This window comes from Bradyrhizobium sp., assembly GCF_019244115.1.
Classification (GTDB): Bacteria; Pseudomonadota; Alphaproteobacteria; order Rhizobiales; family Xanthobacteraceae; genus Bradyrhizobium.
Genome location: NZ_JAFATE010000067.1, coordinates 1 through 11125, shown reverse-complemented (window position 1 = coordinate 11125; position 11125 = coordinate 1). Strand labels below are relative to the sequence as shown.

Below are 11125 nucleotides of genomic sequence, written 5' to 3'. Positions count from 1 at the left end.
TCTGTTGTCGGGCCTCGGGTGGATTACGTCCGCTCATGTGAGCAGCCTGATCGGTCTCTATCTCACTTACGGCCTGCTCTGCGGCATCGGAACCGGCATCGTCTATATCGGCATCATCGGCCTCATGGTCCGCTGGTTTCCGGACCGGCGGGGTCTTGCGACCGGTGCGGTGGCGGCGGGCTATGGATTTGGCGCCATCCTGACGACGTTCCCGATCGACACGATGATGAGACGGTCCGGCCACCAGCAAACCCTGGTAGTGTTCGGAATCGTCCTTGGTCTGGTCGGCGCAATTGCGGCGCTTGCGATGCGAATGCCGGGAAAAAGTGATGTGCTGCCACCGCCGCCGGCAATGGCGGCACAGGCGGGCACGCCGCCAGCAAAAATGCTGCGCAACAGGATCTTCTGGCTGCTGTTCATCATGATGACCATGATGTCGACCGGCGGGTTGATGGTGATCTCGCAGTTCGCCGCGTTTTCCCGGGATTTTGGCACCGCCAACGTGGTCGTGTTCGGACTTGCCGCGCTGCCGCTCGCGCTGACCGTCGATCGCCTCACCAACGGGTTGACGCGTCCGTTCTTCGGCTGGGTGTCCGACCGGATCGGCCGCGAGAACACGATGGCGATCGCGTTCCTGATGGAGGCCGCTGCGGTGACCCTATTGGTCCTGTTTCGTGACAACGCGCTTGCGCTCGTGGTGCTGTCCGGGCTCGTGTTCTTCGGCTGGGGTGAGATCTTTTCACTGTTCCCGTCAACGCTGACCGATACGTTCGGCGCGCAGCACGCGACCACGAATTATGGCTTTCTCTATGTCGCGCAGGGCGTGGGGTCGATTCTCGGGGGACCGCTCGCGGCGCTCCTGCGCGAACAGACCGGGAGCTGGCTGCCGGTGTTTGCGATCATCATCGCAATGGATGCGCTGACGGGGATCCTCGCGCTGTTCGTGCTGAAGCCGATGCGCCATGCCTACGCGGGCAAGGCCGCGGGCTCGTAATCCGGGCCCGAACGACCGCTTCACTCCGCGGCCGGCTGGATTGCTGAGGGCGGGCGCTGGGATGACGGTTCCTCGCGATGATCGCCCGCGCCATGGTCGGCATCCGCGGTCGAGACGATCAGCCGTCTGCCGACGCGCCAGATCAGCGAGCCGATATCGTCCATCACCATGAACATCGCGGGCACGAAGACCAGCGACAGCACGGTCGAGAATATCAGCCCGCCGATCACGGCGAGTGCCATCGGCGAGCGGAACTCACCGCCGGCGCCGACGGCGAGCGCGCTCGGCATCATGCCGGCGACCATCGCGATCGTGGTCATCACGATCGGACGCGCGCGTTTCATGCCGGCATCGATCATCGCCTCGTCGCGCGGATTGCCGGCCCGGATCGATTCGATGGCGAACTCCACCAGCATGATCGCGTTCTTTGTGACGATGCCCATCAGCATCAGGATGCCGATCCACACCGGTGTGGTGAGCTGCTTGCCGGTCAAGAGCAGCGCGGCGATCGCGCCGCCGATCGACAGAGGCAGCGAGAACAGGATCGTGATCGGTTGCAGGAACGTGCCGAACAACAGCACCAGCACGGCGTAGACCATCATCAGCCCCGCAGTGATCGCGGTGGCAAAACCCTCGGACAATTCGTTCAGGCTTTCGGCGTCGCCCGACGGATTGACCCTGACGCCCTTCGGCAGCGTCTTCATGACCGGCAGCTCGTGGATCATCCTTGTGGCGTCGCCGAGCGCGGCCGAGCCGACGAGGTCGGCCGCGACGGTGGCCTGGCGCTCGCGGTCGTAGCGGTTGATGCTGGTCGGGCCCTGGTCCAGCTTGATGTCGGCCACGACCGACAGCGGCACGCCGCCTTTTTCGCCGTGCTGGCCGAGCGGCACCCGCAACTGCTCCAGAGTCCTCAAATTGCCGCGTGCGGCATCCTCGAGCTGGACGCGGATCGGCACCAGGCGGTCGCCGGCATCGAACTTGGCGAGCGCCGGACCGACGTCGCCGATGGTGGCGACGCGGACAGTCTGTGACAGGCTTTCGGTGGAGACGCCGAGCCTTGCTGCGAGGTCGGCGCGCGGCTGGATGCGCAGCTCCGGGCGCTCCAGCGCCGTTTCCGGGGTCACATTGGAGATGATCGGGATCCGCTTCATCTGAATCGCCAGCTCGTTGGCGACCTCGTTGACGATATTGCTGTCGTTCCCGGTGACGACCAGCGAAATGGCACGCAGGCCGTTCTCGTCGAGGAACCAGAAGCGGATGTCGGGGACACTGTCGAGGTCCTTGCCGATCTCCAGCTCGAGTTCGCGCTGCGTGATCGTGCGTTCGGTCTTCGGCGTATAGTTGATGATCAGCGCGGCGCGGCGCACCTCCTGCGTTCCCGGCGGGACGCGCCCGCCGTCGACGAAAACGCTGCGCACCTCGGGCCGCTTGCGCAGGCGTGCGACGATGTCCTCGGTGACCTTTTCGGTAAAGGCAAGCTGGGAGCCCGGCGGCAACTCGATCGCGAGCAGCGACCGCGCGGTGTCCTGGGCCGGCAGGAAACCCTGCGGCAGCAGCGTGATGCTCCAGATCGAGGCCGCGAAGATCGCAAAGCCGATCAGCACGGTGATGAAATAGTGTTTCACCGACCATTTGACGACGTTGTGATAGGCGTTCAGCACGCGGCCCGGCGGCGGCTCGGCGTGCGAGTGGTGTTTCAAGAAGTACGCCGCCAGCATCGGCGTCACAAAACGCGCAGCGAGCAGCGAGAAGAACACCTGTACAGACACCGTGATGCCGAACTGCTTGAAGAACTGGCCGGCAATGCCGGACATGAAGCTTGCGGGGGCAAAGATCGCGATGATGGTCAGGCTGATCGCGATCACGGCCAGGCCGATCTCGTCGGCCGCTTCGAGCGCGGCACGATAAGGCGTCTTGCCCATGTTCATGTGGCGGACGATGTTCTCGATCTCGACGATGGCATCGTCGACCAGAATGCCGGTCGAGAGCGTGATTGCAAGGAACGAGACCAGGTTGAGCGAGAAGCCCAAAAGATCCATGGCCCAGAATGCCGGGAAGATCGACAGCGGCAGCGAGATCGCGGCGATCACGGTGGCGCGGATATCGCGCAGGAACAACAGCACGATCACCACGGCAAGAATGGCGCCTTCGAACAGCGTCGAGATCGCGGCTTCGTAATTGCCCTTGGTGTAATCGACCGAGGTGTCGATCAGCTTGAGGTCGACGTCCGGGTAGGCCACTTTCAGTGCGTCGATCCGCTTCTGCACCGCGGCCGCGACCACCACGTCGCTGGCGCCCTTGGAGCGCTTGATGCCGAGCGCCACCACCGGCTCGCCGTTATACCGCGCAAAAGTCCGGCGGTCGGCGATGGTATCGGTGACGGTGCCGAGGTCGTCCAGGCGAACCTCGCCGCCGCCGAACAGCGGGATCATGGTGCCGGCGAGATCGTTCAGCGTCTTGGCACCGGCGAGCGTGCGAATGGCCTGGTCGTCCTTGCCGATCTCGGCGCGCCCGCCCGCCAGATCAACGTTGGTGCCGCGCAAAAACTGGCTGACATTGACCGCGGTCAGCCCCATTGCCTGCAGCCGGTCGGGATCGAGCGAGACCAGAATCTCGCGCTCGACACCGCCGATGCGCTCGACCTGCGCGACGCCGCGCACGCCCTGCAGCGCGCGTTTCACCACATCATCGACGAAGTAAGAGAGCTGCTCCGGCGTCTTGCCGGGCGAGATGGCCGCATAGGTGACGATCGGCAGCCCGATCACGTCGACGCGCTGGATCAAGGGCTCGTTGACGTTCTGCGGCAGGTTGGCGCGCACCCGCGTCACCGCGTCCTTGACGTCATTGAGCGCGCGGTCGGTGTTGGTCTCCAGGGCGAATTGGATGGTCGTCACCGACAATCCATCCGTGATGGAAGAGGAAATGTGCCGCACGCCCTCGACGCCGGAGACACCATCCTCGATGGTTTTTGTGACCTGGGATTCGAGCTCGGCGGGTGCGGCGCCGAACTGCGCGACCGCGACCGAGATGACGGGGATATCGGCCGACGGCAGGCGGGTCACCGCGAGTTTCGTAAAACTCACCCAGCCGAGCACGAGCAGGATGATCGAAAACACCACCGAGGGCAGTGGATTGCGGATCGACCATGCGGAGATATTGAGCGCCATCAGCGTACCCGGGTCCGGTCGACGTCTTCGGCCAACATGGTCTTGACCTGGTCGCCATCATGCAACGAACTGCCGGCATCGGCCACCACCATCTCGCCGACATCGAGGCCTTCGAGAATTTCGGTCGCGGTGTCGGATACCAGCCCGACGCGCACCTTGCGCGTTTCGATCGTGTTGCCCTTCACCACCTGCACCGTCAGATGGTCGATCGCCTTCCGCGGAACCGCGACTCCGCAACTGCGCTTGGCATCGATGTTGGCGCGGGCGAACATGCCGACCTTGAGCTGCGGGTTGCTCGTCATCGAAATCCTGACATGACCCAGCTGCGTCGCGCGATCGATCTGCGGCGACACCAGGCGGACCCGCCCGATCAGGTCGGGCGAATCGTCCCGGCTGATGCGCGCGGTCGCGCCCACGCCGAGTTTGAGCAGGTGGACGCTCGGAACCTCGGCGTCGAGCTCGATCTCGTTGCCGACCGCGATGCGGAACATCGGTCCGGCCTGTGGCGAGGCAGGCGCGCCGACAATGGTCCTGACCTCGGTGACGAGGCCGGCGGCTGGTGTGCGCAGCGGGATCGGGCCGGACTTCGCCCCGCCGGCAGGGCCGCCCGGCTGTTGCGGCGGCGGGCTCAGGCGCGCCAGCTCCTGGTTCTCTGTCACGGTATCGCCCTCGTGAACGAAGAGGTCGGTCACCCTGGAGCCTTCCTGGTCCGCGCCGACTACGGCCTCGCGGCGCGGCACCACGAAGCCGGTGACGCGGACGAGGTCCGAGAAGCAGGCATTGGTCGACTTGGTGACCACGACGAGCGGCTGGCCCTGCCTCTCCTTGTCCGCGGGCCGCGAGCGGTGCTCGTACCAGTAGACGCCGCCCACCAGTACGAGAAAGAACGCCGCGCCCGCCGCGGGCCTGAGGTATTCGGAAAGCATCATCGCCGGATCAGTCCATGGCAGAGTTCATGCGTTGTAAAGCAGAGACCGTAGGCCGGCGGCATCGTTTCCGAGGCACGAACGTCCGCAAAACAGCACGACGTGGCGAAAGCAGCCAGACCATCACGTCATACAACACTGATGATGGACTCACTTGGCCGCCGTGGTCTTGTTCTCCATGTTCACCACCTGCACCCGGCGGTTCACTTCGGCAAGTGGGTGGCTCGGGTCTTTCAGCTTGCTCTTGCCATAGCCCACGGTCACGAGGTCGCCCGCAGCGATTGCGTATTTGTCCATCAAATAGCGCTTGATCGAATCGGCGCGCCGTTCCGACAAGTCCTGATTATAGGCCTCGCTGCCGGCCGCGTCGGTATTGCCGGCAACGATGAAGGTCGAGCCTTTCAGGTCGGCGTTGGTCAGCGCGCGGCCGAGCGACTGCACCAGCGGGAGCGACTTCTGGCTGATCTCGGCGGAGTTGTAGTCAAAAGTGATTTCGAGATCGATGTTCGGCTTGGCCTTGGCGATGGTCGCGATTTCCTCGCGCTCGGTCGCCGACAGCGATCGGCTCGTCCGTCCGCGGATCGTCTGGACGAATTTTGCTTCCGCCGCCGTCGCTCCCGGATCGGCTTGGGGCGTCTGCGGGCCGAGGGAGAGTCCGCGGGTCAAGGGAGCCTTCTTGGCGGGGGCCAGCGCCTGCAGGATCTGATCTTCGCTGACGCTGTCCTCGGCGCGCGCGGTTCCGGCCGTGACATACAGTGCGGCGCCGATCGTCACGGCCGATAGTATTGCGGCGAGCCTCGAGCGCCCGAACGTTTGCGACATTGCCCGTCCCTCCTGCCCTGTCTGAAGCAAAATTTCAGCCGCGCCAAACGCGTGCGGCTGTCCGCCCGATTAGTCTTGATCGACGTCGTCCCGGTTCGGCGGCGCCAGCCCAAAATACAAAAATATCAATGGACGCCGTAGCTTTCGTACTCCTGGACGATGTTCGGATCCATCGCCTTGGCGTTGGCGATATCGAGAGCGCCTTCCGACGCCGCGCCGTTGCGCTGCTTGGCGACGCCGCGGCCATAGAGTGATGAGGTCAGCCGCGGATTGAGCTTCAGCGCCGCCTCGAAGTCCGCCATGGCATTCTTCGTTGCGCCGGCCTTCAAGTTAACGAGGCCGCGGCTATCCAGCGCATCGATGAAATTCGGGCGCAGCCGCAGTGCCTCGTTGCAATCCTTGAGCGCCGCCTGCAGCTCTCCGACCACGGCGCGCACCCAGCAGCGGTTGTTGAGGGCCTCGACATCCTTGGGATTCAAACGGATCGTGTCGTCGAAATCCTTGATTGCGAGACTGTAGGCGCCCTTGCTGGCATAGACTTGGCCGCGCCGGTAGAGCGCATTGATGTCGTCCGGATTGGCGCTGATCTTCTCGGTCAGACTCTTGATCGTCGGATCGTCATTGAGCGCGACCTGCGGCGACCCGGTGCCGGCGCTGGCCGGCTTGTCGGATGGCGCGGGACTCGGAGCCGGGCTTGGACTGATGGCCGGCCTTGGTGTCGCAATGACGACCTGGCTCGATGTCGGTGTTGGCGTCGCGATCGCCGCCTGGCTCGGTGTCGGCGTGGGTGTGGGCGACGGCGTCGCCACAACGACCTGGCTGGGCGTTGGGGTCGGCTTCGGGGCTACGGCGGCCTGGGTCGGCGTGGGCGAGGGTATCGGCGTGAAGCTGGTCGCCGCGTCAGCTGCGCTCGGCCGGTTGCTCCCGGCGTTCGGAATGAAGGAAAAATCCTCCGCCAGCGAGGAGGAGATCCAGGGCACCTGTTCCTGACGCGAGGCCCGCGTCACGCCGACCCTGGTGCGGTTGAGCGTTTCCTCCGCCATCAGGTCGGGAACGCGGATTTCCTTGAGCAGCTCCTGCACGAACAGGCTGTGATCGCCGCCGGCATCGGAGACCACGGAACTCAGCGCCGCCGAGTACATCACCAGCGTACCGTTTGGCGCGATCACCGGCGCGAGCCCCGCCGAAAAACTGCGAAACCGCCGCTCGAACGGGTTGCGCCGCGAGGCGTCGATTAGAGCAATCTTGACGCCGGCACCCCGGCTGTTGATCTCACCCAGTACAGTCTCGAGGCTAAGACCGTCGCGGCGCACGTCGGACTCGGTCCAGATCTGCGCGTCGACGGGGATCATGTAGCTCTGTCGCGCGGATTGCACCCCGAAGCCGGAGAAAAAGACCAGCGCAACCGAGCCGGGCTTGATCTTGCCATACAGCCGGTCGAAGGCGCGCCGCATCGCCTCCCCGGTCAGGTTCTCGCCGATTTCGACCGCAAAACCATCGCGCTTGAGTTCGTCGGCAACATCGCGGGCGTCGTTGACCGGTTCCTTCAGCGGCGCGTCCGCATCTGGATATTTCGCGTTCCCGATCACGAGGGCATAGCGATCGCCTGCGGCCGACGATGGTGCGGTCGCTGCGACCGCGAAAAGGCAGGCAAGGAGCAATACAAGGCGGATTTTCATTATGATGGCGGTCCCAGCAAATCCCAACGAGGAGGGCGCCGATCCGGCTTGGCGACCTACCTACCCCACGCAAAAGGCATTATCAAATCGCGGTCCGGACCCGTCAACAGCCGGGAAGTGCGTTCGCATTCGTCACAATTGACGGGCGAGTGTGGGTGGGCAAGCGCTTCGCGAGGGATGCGGCAAGCGGCCGCGCCCTTTGCGGTCACTGCACTGCGTCATCCATAACGCTTTTGAGCGACGTGGGGCGGTTCGCAAAACGCAGGCCAGCCCCAGGCGGCGGCCATTTGACCTTTTCATGCGGCGGTGGCTTGGTGCGGACTCGTTGAGAAAACCAAGAAGAAGCGAGAGCCATGGGATACGCCCACGAAATCTATGCGCTGCGCTACGCGACGATGTCGCCCCGCACCCCTCATATGAATTTCCTGCTGCCTGACCCGCATGACACCACGGCGGCCGACCTCGATTATTTCGTCTGGCTGATCCGGGGGAATGGCCGCGACATCCTGGTCGATACCGGTTTCAATGCCGAGGAGGCCGAGCTGCGCAGCCGCAAGCTGACGCTCAATCCGGTCGACGCGCTCGCGGCCTTCGGGGTTGCGGCCAGCGACATCAAGGACGTGATCGTGACGCATCTGCATTACGACCACGCCGGCAATCTCGACCGCTTTCCGAGCGCGCGTTTTCACTTGCAGGAACGGGAGATGAGCTATGCCACCGGCCGCTGCATGTGCAACGGTTTGCTCCGCCATCCGTTCTCGGTCGAGCATGTCACGCTGATGGTGCGCCATGTCTATGGCGAGCGCGTCACCTTCCATTCCGGCGCCGGCGAGGTCGCGCCCGGCGTGTCAGTGCATCGCGTCGGCGGCCATTCCGACGGCTTGCAGGTGGTGAAGGTCGAGACCGCGCGGGGGCCCCTGGTGCTTGCTTCCGACGCGACGCATTACTACGCCAACCTGCAGAAGCGGAGCCCGTTTCCGATCGTCTATAATATCGGCGACATGGCGATGGGCTGGGAGATCGTCGAGCGGCTCGCCGGTCATCCGGATCGCTACATCCCGGGCCACGATCCGCTGGTTGCCGAGATCTATCCGCGCGCCAGTGACAAGGTCGATGCGTTCGCGGTGCATGTCGAGCCATCGCGCTCGTTTGCGAAGTGATGGAGCGCGCGACGCTGTGGTTAGAAGTCCCTCATCCTGAGGAGCCGCGCCTCTTGCGCGGCGTCTCGAAGGATGAGGCCCCGATCCGGGCCTCATGGTTCGAGATGCGCGCAAAAAGCGCGCTCCTCACCATGAGGGGTGAGAGCTAGTCTAATACGCCCCTTTGGCGTCGGCTTCCTCGCTGGTCTGCACCAGGTCGAGGCTTTGCTCGATCTTGCCGAGCAGCGTGCCCAGGACCTCGCGTTCGCGCTTCGAAAGACAGGATAGAATCTCCTGCTCCCGGTGTAGCAGGCGCGGGATCAGCGCTTCATAGAGCGTGCGTCCCTTGCGCGTCAGCTGCAGGCGGAACTCGCGGCGGTCGGCGACATTTTCGACCCGCTCGATCATCTTCCGTTGCAACAGCGTCGTCACCGCGCGGCTGATCGTCGATTTATGCGTCCGCGTGCAGTCGGAGATGTATTGCGCGCTGCAGGCATCGCGCCGGAAGCCGAGCGTCGCCAACACCCGCCATTCCGGAATATCGAGCCCGTAGCGCTCCTGATAGTCGGCGGCGAGCGCGGCGGAGACTTCGGCTGCCAGCCGGTTCAGGCGGAACGGCACGAAGCGGAACAAATCGAGCCGCGCGCCAGCCGCTGCGACGGTCGCTGTTGCTGCGCGCGCGTCAGGCGGGGTGGCATTGCCGGCGGGCTTCGCCCGCTTGCCCGCGCCGCCCGCGTCGTCGTTCGAAGATGCCGTCCTCAAAACCGCTTCCTTTTTCTGCCCTTGACGCCGCAACGCACGGGGCTAGAATAGTTGCAACTGAAACTAATTGGCAAGCCCGGAAATTTCCCCGCCACGATCGAAGGAAAAAAAGGGCAGGTGAGGAATGTCGCAAGCCAGTACCGAGGCCAAGACCCAGTTCGGCTATCGCCGTCATGGCGATCAGGATCGCGCGGCCAGCCAGGCCGCCGAGCACGCCGTCGTGGTGGTCGGTGCCGGCCCGGTCGGGCTGTCGCTCGCGATCGATCTCGCGCAGCGCGGCCAGAACGTCGTGCTGCTCGATGACGCCGATCGCATCGGCGAGGGCTCGCGCGCGATCTGTTTCTCAAAACGCTCGCTGGAATATTGGGATCGGCTTGGCGTCGGCCAGAGGATGGTCGACAAGGGCGTGGTGTGGAGTGTCGGCAAGATCTTTCACGGCAACTCGCAGCTCTATCAGTTCAATCTCTTGCCCGAACCGGGCCACAAGCGCCCGGCTTTCGTCAACCTGCAGCAGTTTTATGCCGAGGCCTATCTGGTCGACAGGGTCGAGCAGTTGCCCGAGATTTCGCTGCGCTGGCGCAACAAGGTGGTCGGCCTCGCGCCGCGCAATGACGGCGTGACGGTCCAGATCGCAACGCCGGAGGGGTCCTACGCCCTGCACGCGCAATATGTCGTGGCCTGCGACGGCGCCCGCTCAACGCTGCGACAGATGGTGGGCGCGGAGTTTGCCGGCCAGATGTTCGAGGATCAGTTTCTGATCGCCGACGTCAAGATGACGGCGGCATTCCCGACCGAGCGCTGGTTCTGGTTCGATCCGCCGTTTCATGCCGGCCGCTCGGCGCTACTGCACAAGCAGCCCGACGACGTCTGGCGTATCGACCTGCAACTCAGCCGCTTCGCCGATCCTTTGGTCGAGAAGCAGCCGGAGAACGTGCGGCCGCGGATCGCGCGCATGCTCGGCCATGACAAGTTCGAGTTCGAGTGGATCTCGCTCTACAAGTTCCAGTGCCGCCGCATGGACCAGTTCCTGCACGGCCGGGTGATCTTTGCCGGCGATGCCGCGCACCAGGTCTCGCCCTTTGGGGCGCGCGGCGCCAATTCCGGCCTGGAGGATGCGGAAAACCTTGCCTGGAAGCTCGATCGCGTGCTGCGCAGTGCCTCGCCGGAAGCTCTGCTGGAGAGCTACCAGATCGAGCGCAGCGCGGCGGCCGATGAGAACATCCGGGAATCCACCCGCTCCACCGATTTCATGGCGCCGAACTCGCACCAGGAGGCGCGGCTGCGTAAGGCCGTGCTGTCGCTCGCCAAGGAAACCGAGTTCGGCAAACGCATGGTCAATGGCGGCCGGCTCTCGGTGCCAACGGTCTACGAAACGCCGCTCTCGACCGCTGACATGGACGAATGGCGTGGCGGCCCGCGGCCGGGCAGCTCGATGCCCGATGCGCCGCTTGCCTTCCGTGATGGTCAGCCGACATTTCTGACCGACGCCTTCATCAGCGTCGGAACCGGCTTCACCTTGCTCGGCTTTGCGCCGGACGAGGAGCCGGAGGCCGTGAGCGCGATCCGGATCGGCGGCGACTATGGCTATCTCGATCCGCAAGGGCTCGCCACCTCGCGTTACGAAGCCGAACCGGGC

The 11125-nt window shown here is 64.4% G+C and carries 8 protein-coding genes; 3 read left to right on the top strand and 5 right to left on the bottom strand.

Annotated elements, in window-relative coordinates:
* Positions 1 to 994 (top strand): MFS transporter (locus JOZ76_RS03205; RefSeq protein WP_291697181.1); only part of this gene is annotated, 994 nt, incomplete at its 5' end.
* Between the two features lie 20 nt (positions 995 to 1014).
* Here the strand turns inward: JOZ76_RS03205 and JOZ76_RS03200 are convergent.
* The 4 genes from JOZ76_RS03200 to JOZ76_RS03185 form a co-directional block, all read right to left on the bottom strand.
* The gene (locus tag JOZ76_RS03200) at positions 1015 to 4161 is read right to left on the bottom strand and encodes an efflux RND transporter permease subunit (protein ID WP_291697180.1); all 3147 of its coding nucleotides are present in this window, start codon (positions 4159 to 4161) and stop codon (positions 1015 to 1017) included.
* The gene (locus JOZ76_RS03195; RefSeq protein WP_291697179.1) at positions 4161 to 5090 is read right to left on the bottom strand and encodes an efflux RND transporter periplasmic adaptor subunit; all 930 of its coding nucleotides are present in this window, start codon (positions 5088 to 5090) and stop codon (positions 4161 to 4163) included. The genes JOZ76_RS03200 and JOZ76_RS03195 overlap by 1 nt, the downstream gene beginning before the upstream one ends.
* 147 nt (positions 5091 to 5237) lie before the next feature.
* Positions 5238 to 5909, bottom strand: a complete 672-nt coding sequence (locus JOZ76_RS03190) for an OmpA family protein (RefSeq protein ID WP_291697178.1) — start codon at positions 5907 to 5909, stop codon at positions 5238 to 5240.
* Positions 5910 to 6034: 125 nt separating this feature from the next.
* Positions 6035 to 7588, bottom strand: coding sequence for a caspase family protein (locus JOZ76_RS03185; RefSeq protein ID WP_291697177.1), 1554 nt, complete (start codon positions 7586 to 7588; stop codon positions 6035 to 6037).
* A gap of 353 nt (positions 7589 to 7941) precedes the next feature.
* Here JOZ76_RS03185 and JOZ76_RS03180 point away from each other — a divergent pair, with 353 nt between their 5' ends.
* Entirely contained in the window at positions 7942 to 8748 is an 807-nt protein-coding gene (locus JOZ76_RS03180) for an N-acyl homoserine lactonase family protein (RefSeq protein ID WP_291697176.1), read from the top strand.
* A 150-nt stretch (positions 8749 to 8898) separates the two neighbouring features.
* On the opposite strand, the gene JOZ76_RS03175 is transcribed toward JOZ76_RS03180, so the two are convergent.
* A complete protein-coding gene (locus tag JOZ76_RS03175; RefSeq protein ID WP_291697182.1) occupies positions 8899 to 9360 on the bottom strand; it encodes a MarR family winged helix-turn-helix transcriptional regulator in 462 nt (153 codons plus the stop codon).
* Positions 9361 to 9613: 253 nt separating this feature from the next.
* Here JOZ76_RS03175 and JOZ76_RS03170 point away from each other — a divergent pair.
* Positions 9614 to 11125, top strand: a 1512-nt coding sequence (locus JOZ76_RS03170; RefSeq protein WP_291697175.1) for an FAD-dependent oxidoreductase, incomplete at its 3' end; no start/stop codon positions are given.

What these genes read in the sequence shown, in the direction of transcription:
- JOZ76_RS03200 (WP_291697180.1), bottom strand. Translation starts at nt 4,161, where the DNA reads ATGGCGCTCAATATCTCCGCATGGTCGATCCGCAATCCACTGCCCTCG.
- JOZ76_RS03195 (WP_291697179.1), bottom strand. Translation starts at nt 5,090, where the DNA reads ATGATGCTTTCCGAATACCTCAGGCCCGCGGCGGGCGCGGCGTTCTTT.
- JOZ76_RS03190 (WP_291697178.1), bottom strand. Translation starts at nt 5,909, where the DNA reads ATGTCGCAAACGTTCGGGCGCTCGAGGCTCGCCGCAATACTATCGGCC.
- JOZ76_RS03185 (WP_291697177.1), bottom strand. Translation starts at nt 7,588, where the DNA reads ATGAAAATCCGCCTTGTATTGCTCCTTGCCTGCCTTTTCGCGGTCGCA.
- JOZ76_RS03180 (WP_291697176.1), top strand. Translation starts at nt 7,942, where the DNA reads ATGGGATACGCCCACGAAATCTATGCGCTGCGCTACGCGACGATGTCG.